Origin of the sequence: Olleya sp. AS48, from assembly GCF_038900355.1 — a bacterium.
Taxonomy (GTDB): Bacteria; Bacteroidota; Bacteroidia; order Flavobacteriales; family Flavobacteriaceae; genus Olleya.
In genome coordinates this window covers 507,727-525,985 of record NZ_JBBMRD010000001.1, presented here as the reverse complement: position 1 = coordinate 525,985, position 18,259 = coordinate 507,727, and the positions used below count along the sequence as shown (strand labels likewise).

Genomic DNA, 18,259 nt, shown 5'->3' with positions numbered 1-18,259 from the left:
TTTATAAGGTCTATTAGTTATTAAAGCGCAAAGGGTTAGTGTGTTGCGCTAATATATTAAAGCGTCAAAATTAGGCTTTAATTTTTAGTTTTTAAAGTCGCAAAATAAGTGAATAAGTTAACTAAATAAAAGGGTTTTGTTAGTAGTTATTAACTATTGATTAAGCCTTTTGGTTGTTGCTAAAATTTCGGAATAATTAGACTCTCCAAACTTACTAGTAAATTCGCCATCTTTTGAAATGACTAAATAGCTAGAGCAAGGATAATGGTATTCAAAAAATAAAGATTCTATTAAACCATCTGGATCTTGATGCCATTTAGATAGATCATAATTATTTGATAATCCGTCTATACTTTTATATAGATAAATAGGTTTGATTTGTACTAAATTGTATAATTTAACCTCAAAATCTTGTTGTGCTTTTACTCTTGTTTGTTTTGTTGCTGACCCACTAGAATTGCAAGGATCTTTTCCTGGATAATAAATAATTACAATAGGTTTGTCGCTAGCAATATTAATATCTAATTTATTGTTTAATTGTTTTATTATAGTTGCTTTATCTGATATTACACCATGTTTTTGACCAGCTACTAATCGTTTATCAAATTTTGTTTTATTAGACACATAAGCCCATGATAAATCTTGATTTTTTAATAGTTGATTGTAAAATTTAGATTGACTTATTCTATTATTTTCCTGATCGTATAAACGGGATTTTCGATAGGTAACTTGTGTTGTTTCGCTACTTCCGTTTTGATTTGTTTTACATGATGCTAGCAGCAGTAAGGAAAGAGTAAAGAATACTAGTTTTTTCATTTTTTAAAATTTCAATTAAAACATTAAAGACCTACAATGTAATAAAATTAAAAGACTATTTAATAAGTGCGCGTGATTAATAAAAAGTTAATGAAGATTACGTAAAACAATTAATTATTTTCATTGTTAAACACTTTATTTTTCATCCATTTAAATCTAGAAAGCATTTTAGATTTATGAGTAAGCAAATGTGCAAAAAACAGTGTTGTTATTAATGCAATAAAAGCTAATGTGCCTAAAGCACCACCATAACCTTTAAAAAAAGCGCTTTTATTTATGTAAACTATACTAAATAAAAGGCCAGCAAAAGCTAACAACAAATAGTTGTTTTTACCTTTTGGAGAAGCCATTCCAATAAATGAGGCTCCAATAAATACTAACGGAATATTTTGAGTGAGATACACATTTAATACATTAGGAAAGCAGTAAAAAAATAAACCAATTATTAAAGATAGTAAGGCAGACGCCCTGACTGGACCTTGTTTTAACTGTTCACTTACGTAAAACGTTACAGTAGCTCCTAAAACACTAGCTAATATTATAGGTATAATATTCATAAATATAACCAGTGTATTAATGATACAATAATGACACCTGCAAAAGCTAAAGCACCAAGTTTACCTCCAATTCCAAGAAACAAGTTTTTAGACAGCATATATAACAATCCAGTAATGCTACCTGCAGCAATTACAAAACTTATAGATGGTGTTATTTGTGCGCTAGACATACCAACAAAAGCACCACAATATATTACTGTTGGTAGTTTTTTTAGATAATTAGATTGGCTATTTATTTTTGGTACAAATGAGGCTAAAACACCAATAATTCCTGCTGCCAATACACTACCCAAACCAAGATATATATTAATTATATAACACAATAATGCACCTATAGGAACCCAAATTACAACTGACAACCTCTCATAATTATACTTATGATGATGTAAATCTAAATAGCGATAACCAAAAAAGGTAGATAGGATAACTACTATAATTGCAGTACTAATCAATACATTATTTACTGCGTATTGTTCTTTAATTATCATGGATAAAAAAACAATCTGAATAAGTAATAACAAAGCAACTGTTAAAAGTCTGATGTATTTGTGTGTTTTCAAAAAAATAAGAAACCGAATTAATTACTAATATTAGTTAGGGAAAAAGATTTAAGGCTACAAAACTACTCTAATAAATTAAATTACCATGCGACCACAAAGCATTTTGTTATTTGACCATTAGGAAACTTTAGCCATAATAAAGGTGAATATTTTTCGGATTGATGTATGGTTAATTGTGGCTTTATTTGATCTAGAGTCAACCAATTAACATGACTATTCACGTCTAATAACCAATCGGTTTTTTGAGGCTTATAAAATTTACAATCCTTAAACAGCATTAGATCTTTATAATTAAAATAAAAGCCATAAATACAGTTATTGTTTAACGTTTTAAAAGTAATGTTACTTCCATAAGGTACAAAAATTTGCGCCTTAAAATATATTTGCTGTTTTATGGAATCGACATCTAATTGTAATTTATCTAAGTAAGGTTTTGTAGCAGTATTATATAGTAGTGGTAGTTGTTTTAATTTAAGTTTATTTAATTTTTCAATTAAACTATCTCGACGCATAGGTCCAATTAAACAGTCTATTTCAGTGCTCCCTAAACTGGCATCATATAGATAGTATTTAAATTGAATTTCTAAATGAATTGGTTCCGAATTATTTAATATTAAGCAGTCCAATTCGCCAATAGTCTGGTTCACATTTTCCTGTATTTGGATGTTTTCTGACAAAACAGAAATGTCATCAAATTGCTTTAACTCCTCAAACACAAATTGTTCTACACGTTGTCCTAACCTAATATTAGGTCTAACCTTTCTATTAAAAACAAAAGGCCTATCTAATTGCTTAACAAAAGGTTGCATAGTATTTATTTCAGAAAAAAATAAATGTGGTGTATTAAAAAAGCCACTAAATTGGGCCTGAAAATTATCGGTTTTATCGCTCATATTGTTGTGTAAAAATAGGTATAATAATTTTTTTTGAAGAATAGTCGTTGAAACCCTTTAAATCGTTGTATTTTTGCACATCTTAAAATTTAAAAATTGCAATTAATTAATGTCTACTAAAACTCTAGAATTACAAGAACGTACAGAAGGAAAAAGTCTTTATAGTTACCAAAAAGGAGCAATCGATAAGATTTTTAAATGTTTTGAAGAAGCGCCTGAAGATTATCATCTATTATATCAACTACCTACAGGTGGTGGAAAAACGGTTATTTTCTCTGAAATTGTAAGACAATACTTAAAACACCACAAAAAACAAGTGTTAGTAATGACACATAGGATAGAATTATGTAAGCAAACATCAAATATGCTTTCAGAATTTGGTGTAAGTAATAAAATTGTAGATAGTAAAGCAGATTTAAGTGATCAAGGTGATTTTAATTGCTTTGTAGCAATGGTTGAGACACTTAATAATCGTTTAACAGATAATAAGCTAGATATTTCAGACATTGGACTAGTAATTATTGATGAGGCACATTACAATAGTTTTACTAAGTTATTTAAGTTTTTTGAAAAATCGTTTATTCTTGGTGTAACTGCGACACCTTTAAGTAGCAATATTAACCTTCCAATGAAGGATAATTATAACGAGCTAATCGTTGGAGAAACCATCCAATCTTTAATTGAAAACGAATTTTTAGCGCCTGCCGAAATATTTTCATACAACGTTGGATTAACCTCTTTAGTGGTTGGAGCTAATGGTGATTATACCGTAAAATCATCAGAAGATTTATATACCAATACAGATATGCTAACTAAGCTGATACAAGCTTATGAAGAACGTTGTAAAGGTAAAAAAACATTAATATTTAATAATGGTATTAATACATCATTACACGTATATGATACCTTTAGACGTGCTGGATATCCTGTAGCACACTTAGATAATAACAATACTAAAAAAGAGCGTAAAGCCATACTTAAATGGTTTAAAGAAACGCCAGATGCCATACTAACATCGGTAAGTATCTTAACCACTGGTTTTGATGAGCCAACAGTAGACTGTATCATGCTTAACAGAGCAACCAAGTCGTTGACATTATACTACCAAATGATTGGTCGTGGATCGCGTATATTAAAAAATAAAAATAAGTTTATAGTTATCGATTTAGGTAACAACTTACACAGATTTGGACCTTGGGGAAGTGACTTAGACTGGCACAAAATTTTCCGTTCTCCAAATTATTATTTAGATGGTATTTTAAGTGATGAAGAACTTGAAAACAATTTTAGATATGAAATGCCAGAGGATTTGCGCGAGCAATTTAAAAAATCTGACCATGTCTATTTTGATATTAAAAAATGCTACATTGATAGTATTAGAGCAGGAGAAAGCTCTAAAGTTGTATTAGAGCGCTCCATCCAACATCACGCACATATTTGTACAGAAAATAGTGAGGATTTATGGGATGCATTAGCTTTAGCTAAATTATTGGGTGACGATATAGATTACCGTATTTCTAGATATACTAAGTGTATAAGTAAAAGTACGTTTAACTTTGTAGAATGGTTAAAAGACGATTATCGTAAAAAGTTAAACGCCTATTTACGTACTAATTTTGACGATATTTTTGAAGAAATCAATGGTTTTCCACCAGAAGATTAAATCTTAAATGTAACAGTATTCAGTCGCAGTTTGCAGTTGCTTACTTTTGTAAAAACATATTAATAACACAGACTAATTACTATTTAATTATGACTTTTAAAGACCTTGGTTTAGATAAAAACTATATAAAATCTCTTAAGGAATTAGGGATTAAATCGCCAACCGAAATTCAGGCACAAGCGATTCCTATGTTATTAAAATCATCAACCGATTTTATTGGTTTAGCACAAACAGGAACAGGTAAGACAGCTGCTTTTGGACTGCCATTACTACATAAAATTAATCCTAAAAAAGATGCAGTCCAAGCGTTAATAATTGCGCCTACTAGAGAATTGGTTCAGCAAATTAAAAAACAACTATTTAAATTCACCAAGTATAACAACTCTAAAATATTTTTGGAAGGTGTATATGGTGGCGAAAAAATAGACATTCAGTTACGTAACGTTGCTAGAACCACACACATTATAGTGGCTACTCCAGGTCGATTAGTAGATTTAATGACGCGTGAGGCTGTAGATTTATCTCAAGTTAAAACAATTGTTTTAGACGAAGCAGATGAAATGCTAAGCATGGGTTTTAAAAATGATTTAACTACTATTTTAAAAGGCGTTACAGGTCAAAAAAACACATGGTTATTTAGTGCTACAATGTCTAACGATTTAAAAGATATTGTTAAGCGTTACATAGCTGACGAAGCTATACGATTAGAGATAGATAGAAGTAGTGTAGTAAACCAAAACATATCTCATTATTTTGTTGAAACGACGTTGCACGAAAAATCGTCTACATTAATTAGACTTTTAGAAGACAGAGAAAACCAACGTGGAATAATTTTTACAAAAACAAAAGCAGGTGCACAAGCACTAAGACATCAATTAGAAACCGAAGGATTTAACGTTGGTGCTTTGGAAGGTGACATGCAACAAAAAGAGCGTGATAAAGTCATGCGTGCTTTTAAAAATACAACCTTACAATTATTAATTTCTACAGATGTATCTGCTAGAGGTATTGATGTTAATGATTTAGCATTTGTAATTCATCATCAATTACCAGAACATACTGAGTATTACACACACAGAAGTGGTCGTACAGCACGTGCTGGTAAAAAAGGAGAATCTATTGCATTAATTTTAGGTAATGAGCATAGTGATCTTAAAAAAGTAGAAACCACATTAGGTATTAAATTTAAACAACTATCTGTTTAATTATAAAATAAAAAAAAGCGACTTAATTAAGTCGCTTTTTTTGTATATACATTTTAGCATTAATTAATGCGTATTCATTTTTCCTTTACGTTTGGCTAATTGTCTTTCTATTTGATTGACAACTTCACTAACACTTTTGTGTAAAGTCTCTTTGCTTTCTTCAGCAAATAATCTAGGACCAGGAGCACTAAGTCTAATACCCGCAATTTTACCAGATTTATCATCATTAGTATTTTCTAATTTAAAAAATACATCAGCACGTACTATAAATTCATATTTATTAAAAAGTTTTTGGATTTTTTCAGTGGTAAATTCCTCTAAAGCCTCACTTGCTTTTACCTTGTCATATTCAAAATTGATATCCATATATTTAGATTTTAAGATTACTTAAAGATAATTAAATTCAATTTCATTTCCATTTAATTTATTAAAAATTTAAGACAAAAAATTATTGATTATCTTTAAACCACAATCAAAAAAACTTTAAATAATGCGTACAATTAAAATTGCTTTACTGCTAATGTCCTTAACAGTAATCTCTTGCAAAGATTCAGGTACCACTGAAACTACAAAAACCGAAGATTTTAAAATCAATTATGAAAAATTCACTTTAAAAAATGGTTTGGAAGTAATCCTTCATGAAGACCATTCTGACCCAATTGTAGCTGTTGCTACCTTAATGCATGTAGGTTCTAACCGAGAAAAACCAGGAAAAACAGGATTTGCTCACTTTTTTGAACATATGTCTTTTAACGACTCAGAGAATGTTCCTGTTGGAGCCAATCGTAAAATGATACCAGAATGGGGAGGAAGTCGTAATGGTGGAACTTCTAATGATTATACTGTGTATTATGAAGTTGTTCCAAAAGACGCCTTTGAAAAAATCATGTGGATTGATTCAGATCGTTTTGGTTATATGATTAACACTGTGACAGAAGCTGCTTTAGAGCGCGAAAAGCAAGTGGTTAAAAACGAAAAACGCCAACGTGTTGATAATGCAGCTTATGGTTATACAGATGAAATTATTAGAAAAAACCTATATCCTGAAGGACATCCTTACAGTTGGACAGTTATTGGTGCCTTACCAGATTTACAAGCAGCAACTATCGATGATGTTAAAGCCTTTTACCAACAATATTATGGTGCAAAAAATGCATCTTTAGTTATTGCTGGAGATATTGATGTTGCCGAAACTAAAAAATTAGTAGAACAATGGTTTGGTGAAATACCAAGTGGACCAGAAGTTGAAGAGCAAAACTTTGAACCTGTTGTATTAAACGAAACTAAGTCGTTATACTTTGAAGACAATTTTGCTAAACTACCAGAAATAAGACTAGTGTATCCTACAGTTAAAAACTATCATGAAGACACTTATGCTTTGGATATTTTAGGTCAATTACTTAGCGGAAGCAAAAAATCACCTTTATATAATGTGATTGTTCAAGAACAAAAATTAGCACCTAACGTTGGCACTTACCAAAATAGTAGTGAATTAGCAGGCGAGTTTGTTTTTAGAGTACGTGCTAATGCAGGAACAGATTTAGATCAAGTTAAGTCTGCTATTGACGATGGTTTAAAACGCTTTGAAACTACAGGAGTTAATTCGGCAGATTTAAAACGCATTAAAGCTCAATTAGAAACAGATTTATATCAAGGTGTAAGTACTGTGTTAAATAAAGCATTTCAATTAGTTCAGGATAACGAGTTTAATGGTGATCCTAGTTTTATTACAGAACGTGCCAAATTAACTAATGCTGTTACAGAAGCAGATATTATGCGTGTATACAATACTTACTTAAAAGGTAAACATGCTGTAATGACTAGCGTTGTACCTAAAGGGCAATTAGATTTAGCTGTAGCTGAAAGTAAAGAAGCAACGGTTTGGATTGAAGAGGTTAAACAAGACGTCGCTAACGAAGAGGTGAGTCAAGGTGAAGAAGCGGTTTACGAGAAAACACCTAGTAAATTTGATAGAAGCGAACCTGATTTTGGTAAACTTCCGGTATTTAAAGCACCTGCAATTTGGAAAGGTGAGTTAGAAAACGGAATGGCTTTATATGGTATAGAAAATAACGAAGTACCTTTAGTGCAGTTTGATATTACAATTCCTGGTGGACAATTATTAGATCCAAAAGGAAAAGAAGGTGTGTCTAATTTATTTAGCGATTTGATGATGCAAGGGACAAAAACAAAAACTGCTGCAGATTTAGAAGAGGCTATTGGTTTATTAGGTGCTAATATTAATATGTATAGTGCAAATGAGGATTTTCATATTACGGGATCGTGTTTAACTAAAAATTTAGACGAAACTTTAAAACTAGTTAAAGAGATTATTTTAGAACCTCGTTGGGATGCTAGTGAGTTTAGTAGATTAAAACAAGCATTAGAAACCAGTTTAAAGGGTAGCGAAGCTAACCCAAATGCAATTGCATCTAATGTATTTGACCAATTAATGTATGGTAAGGATAACCGTTTTGGAATTAATAGTTCTGGAACCTTACAAAGTACCAAGGACATTACAATGGAGGATTTAAAAACTTATTATAAAAATTTATCTCCTAAAAAGGCATCATTCCATATTGCTGGAGCGATTAACAAAACGCAAACCATAGCTGCTTTAAGTCCTTTAAAAGCATGGGAAGGAGAGACTATAAATGTACCAACATTAGCGGTTCAATCAACTAATACAGGCGGAACACTATATTTTATAGACGTACCTGATGCTAAACAATCGGTATTATATATTGGTAAATTAGCGTTATCTGGAAAAGACGAAAACGCTAACAATCTTGATTTTGCAAACGAAATCTTAGGTGGTGGATCAAGTGGTCGCTTATTTCAAACCCTAAGGATAGGTAAGGGTTATACTTATGGTGCGTATTCTGGTATTACAAATCGTGAAGCTGTTAGTCCTTTTGCTATTAGATCAAGTGTTCGTGCCAATGCAACTTTAAAGTCTCTAGAAATCATTAAAAACATGGTTAAAGACTATAAACAAAGCTTCACAGACACTGAAGTCGAGTTAACCAAAAACAAAATTCTTAAAGGTAATACTAGAGCTTATGAAAGTTTAGGTGCACAATTAGGTATTTTAAGACGTATTAGTAAATACAATAAAGACGACAATTTTTTAGACACAGATCAAGACGAATTATTATCTATGAATCTGGAAAACTACCAAGCAATTATAGACCAATATTTAAACGAGTCTGAAATGGTATATCTAGTAGTTGGTGACAAAGCTACTCAATTTGAGGAAGTTAAAAAATTAGGTAAACCTGTGGTGCAATTAGATATATACGGAAACAAAATATAACCACTCACTATATATAGTTCTTAAAAGCACAATGTAATCATTGTGCTTTTTTTTATGCTTTACAATTACTGTATATGTAAATATTGTAAAGGTCTAAGATAATTGTATAATGGATTTAGTAGTGTTTATATCCATCTTTGTAGTATAACAATTAGTAACCCATTAAACACTAAAATTATGAAGCTAATAAGCATATTATTCAGTCTATTTTTTGCTTCCACAATAGTAGTAAACTCTAATGCTGTTAACACTATGGATGATAGAGGTATTACAAAACAAGTCGTTTATGATGGCTATGATGGAAGAATTTTTTACTTCACAGATATAAAAGATAACACAATTATTATTGAAGATATTAACGCAAGTAAAACCTTAAATAATTATAATCTAGAAGCCAATAAACACGTTGGTAAAGCCTTTAATTTAACTGTAAAACAAAGTACAGAGGATAACATCTACAGCGAAATTGAAGTCGTATCTATTAACCTAATAAATCAATAAATTATGAAAGCATTTAAAAACATAAAATTTGCCCTAATCGCACTTATCGCGTTTAGTTGTCAAAACACAGTTAAAGGACAAACTCCAGAGGTTGTTAAACAAGCATTTGAAGCTAAGTATCCAAACGAAAATAATCCAGATTGGGAAGTTGATGCTAACGGAAACTATGAAGCTCAATTTAAACAAAATGGCGAAAAATATAGAGCAGATTTTAGTCCTAGCGGAAATTGGATTGAAACCGAATCTAGCATTAAAATAGACGACTTGCCTAAAGCTATAAGAGACATTATTAAAAACGAATATGGTAGTGAAGATATTAACGAAGTAGAGCATGTTGATAGTGCGTCAAAAGGCGAATTCTATGACGTAGAGTTTAAGCAAAAAGGTAAAAATAAGGATGTCGAGTTTAGAGCAAACGGAACAATCATAAATTAGTATTGCCTTTAGTTAATAAAGCCCAACTAACCATGTTGGGCTTTTGTAGTTTTATAACCATATACCATCATGACAACCACAATAACATTTAATCTTTCAAGTTTACCAAAACTGTTGTTTACCACAGCTAAGTCTTGGTATAAAAGCGAACCCTTCCAACGTAGCGCAATCGTTGCGTATTACGCCATTTTATCCTTACCAGCTTTAATTATAATTATATTAAATTTAGTAGGATCTGTTTGGGGACGTGATATCGTACAAGGTGAATTGTTAGATGAAATCGCTAAAGCCATAGGTCCTGACACTGCCGAAACCATTCGATTAATGATAGTTGGTCGTGGTAATGAAACCACATCATTGTTTACAACAGTCGTTGGTATAGCAACCTTATTATATGGTGCAACAGGAGTCTTTTTTCAGCTTCAAGCTGCTTTTGACAAAATTTGGGATAATGAAGCGGATTATGCCAATGGATTTATAGCAACCCTTATTAGTCGTTTAAAAAGCTTTGGTTTTATATTAATTATTGGTTTCTTACTGCTAACTAGTTTTTTACTAACTTCATTATTAAGTACGTTTAGCAATCAATTACAACGCTTTCTTCCGGATAATGTCGTGGAATACTTGTTTGCTTTTGATTTTGTAATTTCTATTGGATTTATATATGTATTATTTGCTGCTATGTTTAAGTTTTTACCATCTGCAACCATTTCATGGAAGTCGGTTAGGGTAGGTGCATTGTTAACCACGCTACTTTTCTTATTAGGTAAATATCTATTAGCTATATATTTTAATACCATGCAACCAGGATCCACTTATGGAGCAGCAGGTTCTATAATATTAATCATGCTTTGGGTGTCTTATACTAGCTTGATACTATTGTATGGAGCACATTTTACAAAAACCTATGCTAATACTTTTATTAGGGATTAATATTAGGTATTTAATATTTATCTCATGTGTCAATATTGTAAAGGACAACAATAATTGTGTAACAGGTAAAGCTACCTTTTTTCTGACCTTTGTTTAAAACAAATTCAAACCAATTAATTATAAAACGCTATACAAATAGCAACACGTTTTTGATTAATTATAAAACATAAAAAGCTGTGATTAAACCAAGAGAAAAAGCACCAGAATTACAAATCAAATTAGTAAACAATACAACATGGAAATTAAGCGATCAGTCGCCAGAAAATTTCACTTTAGTATTATTTTATAGAGGTAAACATTGTCCTGTTTGTAAAAGTCAGTTAGAAGAACTTCAAAAAAAGTTAGATAAATTTACAGATAGAGGCGTAAATGTTATTGCCATCAGTTCTGATACAGAAGACGTCGCAAAAGCAACACATAAAGAATGGGACATTTCAAATATTCCGTTAGGCTACGATTTTTCAATTGACGAAGCTAGAAAATGGGGATTATTTATTTCTTCAGGAATTAAAGAAGAACCAGAATTATTTACAGAGCCTGGATTATTTTTAATTACACCAGATCAAACCGTGTATTGGGAATCTATCCAATCCATGCCATTTGGGAGACCAAGTTTTAACGATGTCTTAGGTGGTATTGACTACATTTTAAAAGCGGATTATCCTGCTAGAGGAGAAGCCTAAAACCTTAGGATTAAACAAAATTTGATCCTACAACACGATTAGCCTTTCATTAAAGGCATTTCAAAACACGCTTATTCATATTAAAGTCCGACTTGGACATTGCTAAGCGTATCACTAACTTAAATATAAATTTACATGAGTAATACCACAGATAAAGGATTTACAACTATAAATCCAGCAACAGAAAAAACAATAAAACAATACGATTACATGACAGAAGACCAAGCCATTAAAGCTGTGGACAATTGTCATGAAGCTTTTTTAGAGTGGAAACTAAAACCGTTAGAAGAGCGCGCAACCATTATAAAAGCAGTTGGTAAAGCATTAATGGATGTAAAGGACGAGTATGCCGAATTAATGACTCAAGAAATGGGTAAATTAGTTAGCCAAAGTCATGACGAGATCGAGCTTTGTGCTGGAATTTGCGAATACACAGCAACTGAAGGTATCAAACAACTACAAGACGAAGTACGTACCATGGAAAATGGAGGAAAAGGAATCATCCAACAAGCACCTTTAGGCGTTATTTATGGTATTCAACCATGGAATTTTCCATTATACCAAGCCATTCGTTATGCGATAGTAAATTTAATGGCAGGAAACGGAGTGTTATTAAAACATGCTAAAAACGTAACAGGATCTGCATTAAAGCTTAAAGACGTTTTTGAAAAAGCAGGATTACCTAAAAATCTTTTTACGGTATTAATTATAGATCACGAAACATCTGATAAAATTATCGAACATAAAGCAGTTAGAGGTGTTACGCTAACAGGAAGCTCCAAAGCTGGTGAGTACGTAGCACAAAAAGCAGCTAAAGCATTAAAAAAGACAGTCTTGGAGTTGGGTAGTAATGATGCTTATTTAGTATTAGACGATGCAGATATTGATTTAGCAGTACAAACAAGCATACAAGGACGTACGTATAACAACGGAGAAACTTGTGTAGCAGCAAAACGTTTTGTGGTAGTAGACAAAGTGTACGAGCAGTTTAAAGATGCGTTTGTTAAAGGAATGAAAGACATTAATTTTGGCGATCCTATGGACAAAGACTCAAAATTAGGACCTATGGCTAGAAAAGATTTAAGGGACAAAATTCACCAACAAGTAGAAGACAGTGTTTCTAATGGAGCAACCATATTATGTGGTGGTACAATACCTGAGGTTACAGGATATTATTATCCTTCAACCGTTTTAGGTGACGTAAAACCAGGACAACCAGCATATAGTGACGAGCTATTTGGACCTGTTGCTTCACTAATTAAAGCAAAAGATAACGAAGATGCTATGCGAATAGCTAACGACAGTCGTTTTGGACTTGGAGGCGGAATTTTTAGTAAAGATGAAGACAAAGCCATCCAATTAGCAAAAGACCATTTTGATACAGGAATGATAAACATTAACTCTTATGGATTAGCACATCCAAACATGCCATTTGGAGGAATTAAAGACTCTGGTTATGGACGAGAACATGGTGGATTTGGTATCAGAGAGTTTGTAAATTCTAAATCTATAATGTTGAATAATAGCAAATAAATTATAATAGCGTTACAGCTATTGTATATCAAAGATCAAGTTGAAAAGCTTGGTCTTTTTTTTGTTTTATAGTGTAATTTAAGATAGCATGAATCACTCTCATTTAAAAATTAGAAACAATTAGTTTAAAATTTAATTCAATCCTTTTTGTTTAAATCCCTATGTATTTTGTAGTTTTAATTTTTCTAAACAACTGTAATTATTGTATCATAATTATAGTCTTTTTTAGTGGTTTATAAGTAGAAAAAAATCTCTTTATAGTTCTATTTTAAGAGAAAAATTGAATTAAAATGAAAAACGAAAATCAAATAAAATGTCCTAATTGTGGGACTTCCATAGATGTTCAAGATATTTTATCACATCAATTAGAAGAGGAAATAAAACAAAAGTATCAGTCGCAAATTGCTGCGGAGAAGAAACGATACGAGAGTCAGCAAGAGCAATTAAAACAAGAGAAGTTAGATTTTGAACAAAAGAAAAAGCGCGAGAATGTGTTATTTCAAGAACGTTTAGAAAATCAGCTTAAAGAAGATAAAAAAGAAATTGAAGCGAAGTTAAAGCTTAAGTTAAAGGAAGAGCAATCTGACCAGTTTGCAGCTTTACAAAAAGAGTTAAATGAAAAGTCTGAACAAGTTAAAGAGTTAAACCGCTCTAAAGCTGAAATTGAAAAGCTTAAAAGAGAAAAAAGCGAACTTAAAGAAGCTGCTGAGGCGGAAGCACAAAAAAAGCTTAACGAAATTCTAGTGGCTGAAAAAGAGAAGATTAAAAAATCTGAGGAAGACAAAAACGAATTGCGTTTTAAAGAAATGCAAAAGCAATTGGAAGACCAGAAAAAGCTAACCGAAGAAATGAAACGTAAGCAGGAGCAAGGCTCTATGCAACTACAAGGTGAAGTGCAAGAGTTAGCAATAGAGGAGTGGTTAGCAGCTCAGTTTCCGTTAGATACTATCGAGGAAATTAAAAAAGGTGCCAGAGGTGGAGATTGTATCCAAATTGTACATACTAGAACAGAACAAAACTGCGGTACTATTTACTACGAGAGTAAACGTACAAAAGATTTTCAGCCTAGCTGGATAGAAAAATTTAAAGCAGACATTAGAGATCGTGGAGTCAATATTGGTGTGTTAGTGACTGAGGTCATGCCATCAGATATGGACCGAATGGGTTTAAAGGATGGTATTTGGATTTGTAATTACGACGAGTTTAAAGGGTTGTGTGCTGTGTTAAGAGAAGGAATTTTACAAGTTAATAACGCTATTATCACACAAGAAAACAAAGGTGATAAAATGGATTTACTATATGATTACTTAACTAGTAACACCTTTAGAATGCAAATTGAAGCAATTGTGGAAGGTTTTACACAAATGAAGTCTGATTTAGAGAGTGAAAAACGATCGATGCAACGTATTTGGAAGCAAAGAGAGAAGCAAATCGAGAAAGTGGTGACTAATACCATAGATATGTATGGCTCTATTAAAGGAATTGCTGGAAATGCTATACAATCGGTAAAAGCATTGGAATTGCCTGGTTTTGATGAAGATGACGATTAATTATTTCGTTTTTTTACATAAATATTAAATTTTATTTCACTGAAAATCAAATAATAAATGAGAATTATAACTCATTATCTAATTAATGGCACTATACTTGCATAATATTAAGTATTAATAAATAAATTACATTACAATGAGTAGAGGTACAGTAAAGTTTTTCAACGACACAAAAGGATTTGGTTTTATTACTGAAGAAGGAGTAGACAAAGATCATTTTGTACACATTTCTGGATTAATCGATGAGATTAGAGAAGGTGATGAGGTTGAATTTGACTTACAAGAAGGAAACAAAGGATTAAACGCAGTTAACGTAAAAGTTATCTAAGATATATATTCAGTACAATTCAAGAAAAAGGTTGCCTAAAAAGGCAGCCTTTTTTTATGCGCAAAATTTAAGATCTATTAAAACTAGGGACTGAAAAGGTTTAGACATCTAGGATATTTATTTTGGCATAAAATTACAAACAAAAAAAGGTTGTCCAAATGGACAACCTTTTTTATTAATATATAAAGCGAAGCTTATTTTAAGCTTTCTAATAATTTTTCTGCAACTAACTCAGATGATGCTGGGTTTTGTCCAGTAATTAAATTACCATCTTGAATAGCGTAAGCTGTCCAATCTTCTTTTTTAGAGTAGATTCCACCATTTTTACTTAACATGTCTTCCACTAAAAATGGAACAACCTGTGTTAAGCCAACAGCATCTTCTTCTGTATTTGTAAATCCTGTTACTTTTTTACCTTTAACTAATGGTTCTCCATCTGTTCCTTTTACATTTTTTAATGCAGCAGGAGCGTGGCATACAAATGCTACAGGCTTATCTTGAGTATTAAATTTTTCGATTAAAGCGATTGACGTTATATCGTTTGCTAAATCCCATAATGGTCCATGACCACCTGGATAAAATACAGCATCAAAATCGTCAGCATTCATGTCTGATATTTTATGTGTATTAGCAATTAATGCTTGTGTTGCTTCGTCTTTGTTGTAACGCTCAGTATCTGCAGTAGCAGCATCTGGTGAGTCACTACTTGGATCTATTGGAGCTGCACCTCCATTTGGAGTGGCAATAGTAATTTTAGCACCTTTGTCTAGTAATGTGTAATATGGATTTGCGAATTCTTCAACCCAAAATCCTGTTTTTTTCCCTGTATCTCCTAATTTATCGTGAGATGTTAATACAAATAATACGTTCATAGTTTTTTCTTTTTTAGTTTCTGTTTTTACTTCTAAAACGCTTTCAGAAGTTGTTTTATCTTTACAGCTAGTTGCTGTAACAATGGTTAGCGTTAAGGCTAATGTTTTTATTAAATTCATTTTAATACTACTGAGTATATTTAATAATAATAATATCAGTTTGAGTGCAGTTAAAAACCTTAGAATTTTTGCTGTTATAGCACTTTAACTACACCCAAAAATGATAATATGTTTAGTATGCCATTTTTACAATTTTTTCTGCATCTTCAGGCATTAAAGCTTGACGTTCGCCTAATTTCCAACCTCTAGCTTTAAAACGTTTAGCAACTTCTTCAGCAGTACCTTCATAATCTTTAGTATAGTCAGATAATTTAGTATCAATACCTAACTCATGGAAAAATGCTTCGGTTTTAGCAATAGCTTCATAGGCTTTATCGTCTGTACTACCTTCAGTAATATTCCAAACACGTTCTCCATATTGTGCTAATTTTTCTTTTTTAGCTTCAAAATTATATTTGTAATGACTTGGTGCAATTACAGCTAAGGTACGTGCGTGATCAATTCCGAATAAAGCTGTTAACTCGTGACCCATCATGTGGATTGCCCAATCTCCAGGTACTCCTTTTTGAATAAGTCCGTTTAATGCCATAGTGCAACTCCACATAAAGTTAGAGGCTGCTTGGTAATTTGTAGGATCTTTTAATACTGTTGGAGCTACCTCTACTAATGTTTGTAGTATACTTTCTGCAAAACGATCTTGTAATAAAGCTCCAATTGGATATGTCATATACTGTTCTAAAACGTGTGTGAAAGCATCTGTTAAACCATTTGCTAATTGACGTTCTGGAATAGACGTTATTACTTGTGGATCTAATATTGAAAACACTGGAAATAAACCAGGTCCTCCCATTGCTAATTTTTCTTTAGTTTCTTCACGAGTAATTACTGCTCCAGAATTCATTTCGGATCCTGTTGCTGGTAATGTTAACACAGTTCCAAAAGGCATTCCTTTTTCAGTTCTAACATTTTTAGTTAAGATATCCCAAGGTGTATCACCATCGTAAACAGCAGCTGCAGATAAAAATTTAGTTCCGTCAATTACTGATCCACCACCAACTGCTAGTAAATACGTAATGTCTTGATCTTTAATAACCTTTAAAGCGTCCATTAATGTTGCGTATTCTGGATTTGCAGGAATACCTCCAAACTCAGTAACATTAACGTCTGCTAGAGCGGTTTTTACTTGATCGTAAATTCCGTTTTTCTTAATACTTCCTCCACCATAAAGTAATAATACTTTTGCATCTGCAGGAATTTCATTTTTTAATTGTTCTATTGTATCCTTTCCAAAAATAATTTTGGTTGGGTTTTTAAATTCAAAATTGTTCATCTTCTTTTTCTTTTGGTTATTATATTTTTACTATCATTTTCCCTTTGTTTTTACCTTCAAATAAATCGATAAAAGCTTGAGGAATATTATCGAAACCATCAACGATAGTTTCGGTATAGGTTAATTTGTTTTCAGATAACCAACCTGATAATCTTTGAATGGCTTCTGGGAACTTTTCGGCATAATTACTTACTATAAAACCTTGCATTAACGCACTGTTTTTAACTAAAAACGGTTGTACGCTTAATCCTGTAGGCAATTCAGTATTATTATATACCGAAATGGCACCACAAATAATGATTCTCGCGAATTGATTAATACTAAACATTACAGCATCCGAAATTGGTCCTCCAACATTATCAAAATACACATCAACTCCGTTTGGCGCAGCTTCTGCAATTGCAGATTTCATGTCTTTTGTGGTGTTGTAATTGATACCTTCATCAAAACCGAATTTACTTTTTAGCATTTCGATTTTTTCATCTGTACCAGCAATTCCAATAACGCGTAAGCCTAATATTTTAGCTATTTGTCCAACAACACTACCAACAGCACCTGCAGCTCCTGAGACTACTATGGTTTCGCCTGCTTTAGGCTTTCCTATTTCGGTTAATCCTAAATAAGCAGTTAAACCTGTCATACCTAAAATACCTAAATAGCTACTTAAAGGTGCTTTTTCCGGATCTACTTTATTTAAACCTTCACCATTAGACACTTGTTGTGTTGACCAATTTAGCATGCCAGAAACGTAATCTCCAACTTGGAATTTATCGCTTTTAGATTCTAAAACTTTGGCAACAACACCAGAATGTACAGGCTCATTTAATTTAAAAGGTGGAACGTAAGATTTTGCATCATTCATTCGTCCTCTTAAATAAGGATCTACAGAAACATAAGCTGCTTCTAATAAAATCTCTCCATCAGCTATGGTTAATGTTTTGTCTTCTTCTACAAATTCAAAATTAGAAAGTGTAGGTTGTCCTTCAGGTCTGATTTTTAATACTATCGTTTTCATATTCATTTT

Annotated in this window: 18 protein-coding genes; 10 read left to right on the top strand and 8 right to left on the bottom strand. The window is 32.0% G+C overall.

What is annotated here, in order from left to right; translation table 11 throughout:
* Positions 1 to 153: 153 nt before the first annotated feature.
* The 4 genes from WNY60_RS02510 to WNY60_RS02495 all read right to left on the bottom strand — a co-directional run bounded on the left by WNY60_RS02510 (position 154) and on the right by WNY60_RS02495 (position 2,826).
* A complete protein-coding gene (locus WNY60_RS02510; RefSeq protein ID WP_145001665.1) occupies positions 154 to 816 on the bottom strand; it encodes a hypothetical protein in 663 nt (220 codons plus the stop codon).
* A 110-nt stretch (positions 817 to 926) separates the two neighbouring features.
* A complete protein-coding gene (locus tag WNY60_RS02505) occupies positions 927 to 1,373 on the bottom strand; it encodes a hypothetical protein (RefSeq protein ID WP_342861404.1) in 447 nt (148 codons plus the stop codon).
* On the bottom strand, positions 1,370 to 1,861 hold the full coding sequence (locus tag WNY60_RS02500) for a hypothetical protein (protein ID WP_342861402.1): 492 nt from the start codon (positions 1,859 to 1,861) through the stop codon (positions 1,370 to 1,372). Before WNY60_RS02500 ends, WNY60_RS02505 begins: the two co-directional genes overlap by 4 nt.
* A gap of 152 nt (positions 1,862 to 2,013) precedes the next feature.
* On the bottom strand, positions 2,014 to 2,826 hold the full coding sequence (locus tag WNY60_RS02495; protein ID WP_342861400.1) for a DUF1853 family protein: 813 nt from the start codon (positions 2,824 to 2,826) through the stop codon (positions 2,014 to 2,016).
* Between the two features lie 109 nt (positions 2,827 to 2,935).
* Between WNY60_RS02495 and WNY60_RS02490 the strand changes: the two genes are divergently transcribed.
* Entirely contained in the window at positions 2,936 to 4,489 is a 1,554-nt protein-coding gene (locus WNY60_RS02490) for a DEAD/DEAH box helicase (protein ID WP_342861398.1), read from the top strand.
* 86 nt (positions 4,490 to 4,575) lie between these two features.
* Positions 4,576 to 5,694: a DEAD/DEAH box helicase gene (locus tag WNY60_RS02485; RefSeq protein ID WP_145001669.1), complete on the top strand. Its 1,119-nt coding sequence runs from the start codon at positions 4,576 to 4,578 to the stop codon at positions 5,692 to 5,694.
* Between the two features lie 63 nt (positions 5,695 to 5,757).
* On the opposite strand, the gene raiA is transcribed toward WNY60_RS02485, so the two are convergent.
* Complete coding sequence (gene raiA, locus WNY60_RS02480) at positions 5,758 to 6,060, bottom strand: ribosome-associated translation inhibitor RaiA (RefSeq protein ID WP_342861397.1); 303 nt, start codon at positions 6,058 to 6,060, stop codon at positions 5,758 to 5,760.
* Between the two features lie 124 nt (positions 6,061 to 6,184).
* On the opposite strand from raiA, the gene WNY60_RS02475 reads away from it, so the two are divergent.
* The 8 genes from WNY60_RS02475 (at position 6,185) to WNY60_RS02440 (ending at position 14,973) form a co-directional block, all read left to right on the top strand.
* The gene (locus tag WNY60_RS02475; RefSeq protein ID WP_342861395.1) at positions 6,185 to 9,010 is read left to right on the top strand and encodes a pitrilysin family protein; all 2,826 of its coding nucleotides are present in this window, start codon (positions 6,185 to 6,187) and stop codon (positions 9,008 to 9,010) included.
* 177 nt (positions 9,011 to 9,187) lie between these two features.
* Entirely contained in the window at positions 9,188 to 9,511 is a 324-nt protein-coding gene (locus WNY60_RS02470; protein WP_339807724.1) for a hypothetical protein, read from the top strand.
* Positions 9,512 to 9,514: 3 nt separating this feature from the next.
* A complete protein-coding gene (locus tag WNY60_RS02465) occupies positions 9,515 to 9,946 on the top strand; it encodes a PepSY-like domain-containing protein (RefSeq protein WP_342861394.1) in 432 nt (143 codons plus the stop codon).
* A 69-nt stretch (positions 9,947 to 10,015) separates the two neighbouring features.
* Complete coding sequence (locus tag WNY60_RS02460; protein WP_342861393.1) at positions 10,016 to 10,879, top strand: YihY/virulence factor BrkB family protein; 864 nt, start codon at positions 10,016 to 10,018, stop codon at positions 10,877 to 10,879.
* A 176-nt stretch (positions 10,880 to 11,055) separates the two neighbouring features.
* Positions 11,056 to 11,562, top strand: a complete 507-nt coding sequence (locus WNY60_RS02455; protein WP_342861391.1) for a peroxiredoxin-like family protein — start codon at positions 11,056 to 11,058, stop codon at positions 11,560 to 11,562.
* A 135-nt stretch (positions 11,563 to 11,697) separates the two neighbouring features.
* Entirely contained in the window at positions 11,698 to 13,095 is a 1,398-nt protein-coding gene (locus tag WNY60_RS02450) for an NAD-dependent succinate-semialdehyde dehydrogenase (RefSeq protein WP_342861390.1), read from the top strand.
* A gap of 290 nt (positions 13,096 to 13,385) precedes the next feature.
* Positions 13,386 to 14,645 (top strand): DUF2130 domain-containing protein, encoded by a 1,260-nt coding sequence (locus tag WNY60_RS02445; RefSeq protein ID WP_342861389.1) that lies wholly within the window; start codon positions 13,386 to 13,388, stop codon positions 14,643 to 14,645.
* Positions 14,646 to 14,781: 136 nt separating this feature from the next.
* Entirely contained in the window at positions 14,782 to 14,973 is a 192-nt protein-coding gene (locus WNY60_RS02440) for a cold-shock protein (protein WP_145001677.1), read from the top strand.
* Positions 14,974 to 15,167: 194 nt separating this feature from the next.
* On the opposite strand, the gene WNY60_RS02435 is transcribed toward WNY60_RS02440, so the two are convergent.
* The 3 genes from WNY60_RS02435 to WNY60_RS02425 form a co-directional block, all read right to left on the bottom strand.
* Entirely contained in the window at positions 15,168 to 15,965 is a 798-nt protein-coding gene (locus WNY60_RS02435; protein ID WP_342861388.1) for a type 1 glutamine amidotransferase domain-containing protein, read from the bottom strand.
* A 112-nt stretch (positions 15,966 to 16,077) separates the two neighbouring features.
* On the bottom strand, positions 16,078 to 17,235 hold the full coding sequence (locus tag WNY60_RS02430; RefSeq protein ID WP_145001678.1) for an iron-containing alcohol dehydrogenase: 1,158 nt from the start codon (positions 17,233 to 17,235) through the stop codon (positions 16,078 to 16,080).
* A 19-nt stretch (positions 17,236 to 17,254) separates the two neighbouring features.
* On the bottom strand, positions 17,255 to 18,256 hold the full coding sequence (locus WNY60_RS02425) for an NADP-dependent oxidoreductase (protein ID WP_342861387.1): 1,002 nt from the start codon (positions 18,254 to 18,256) through the stop codon (positions 17,255 to 17,257).
* Between the last annotated feature and the right edge of the window lie 3 nt (positions 18,257 to 18,259).

Coding starts and splice junctions, on each gene's coding strand:
- WNY60_RS02505 (WP_342861404.1), bottom strand. CDS start 1,373: ATGAATATTATACCTATAATATTAGCTAGTGTTTTAGGAGCTACTGTA.
- WNY60_RS02495 (WP_342861400.1), bottom strand. CDS start 2,826: ATGAGCGATAAAACCGATAATTTTCAGGCCCAATTTAGTGGCTTTTTT.
- WNY60_RS02475 (WP_342861395.1), top strand. CDS start 6,185: ATGCGTACAATTAAAATTGCTTTACTGCTAATGTCCTTAACAGTAATC.
- WNY60_RS02445 (WP_342861389.1), top strand. CDS start 13,386: ATGAAAAACGAAAATCAAATAAAATGTCCTAATTGTGGGACTTCCATA.
- WNY60_RS02425 (WP_342861387.1), bottom strand. CDS start 18,256: ATGAATATGAAAACGATAGTATTAAAAATCAGACCTGAAGGACAACCT.
- WNY60_RS02470 (WP_339807724.1), top strand. CDS start 9,188: ATGAAGCTAATAAGCATATTATTCAGTCTATTTTTTGCTTCCACAATA.
- WNY60_RS02435 (WP_342861388.1), bottom strand. CDS start 15,965: ATGAATTTAATAAAAACATTAGCCTTAACGCTAACCATTGTTACAGCA.
- WNY60_RS02460 (WP_342861393.1), top strand. CDS start 10,016: ATGACAACCACAATAACATTTAATCTTTCAAGTTTACCAAAACTGTTG.
- WNY60_RS02510 (WP_145001665.1), bottom strand. CDS start 816: ATGAAAAAACTAGTATTCTTTACTCTTTCCTTACTGCTGCTAGCATCA.
- WNY60_RS02490 (WP_342861398.1), top strand. CDS start 2,936: ATGTCTACTAAAACTCTAGAATTACAAGAACGTACAGAAGGAAAAAGT.
- WNY60_RS02450 (WP_342861390.1), top strand. CDS start 11,698: ATGAGTAATACCACAGATAAAGGATTTACAACTATAAATCCAGCAACA.
- WNY60_RS02500 (WP_342861402.1), bottom strand. CDS start 1,861: ATGATAATTAAAGAACAATACGCAGTAAATAATGTATTGATTAGTACT.
- WNY60_RS02430 (WP_145001678.1), bottom strand. CDS start 17,235: ATGAACAATTTTGAATTTAAAAACCCAACCAAAATTATTTTTGGAAAG.
- WNY60_RS02440 (WP_145001677.1), top strand. CDS start 14,782: ATGAGTAGAGGTACAGTAAAGTTTTTCAACGACACAAAAGGATTTGGT.
- WNY60_RS02465 (WP_342861394.1), top strand. CDS start 9,515: ATGAAAGCATTTAAAAACATAAAATTTGCCCTAATCGCACTTATCGCG.
- raiA (WP_342861397.1), bottom strand. CDS start 6,060: ATGGATATCAATTTTGAATATGACAAGGTAAAAGCAAGTGAGGCTTTA.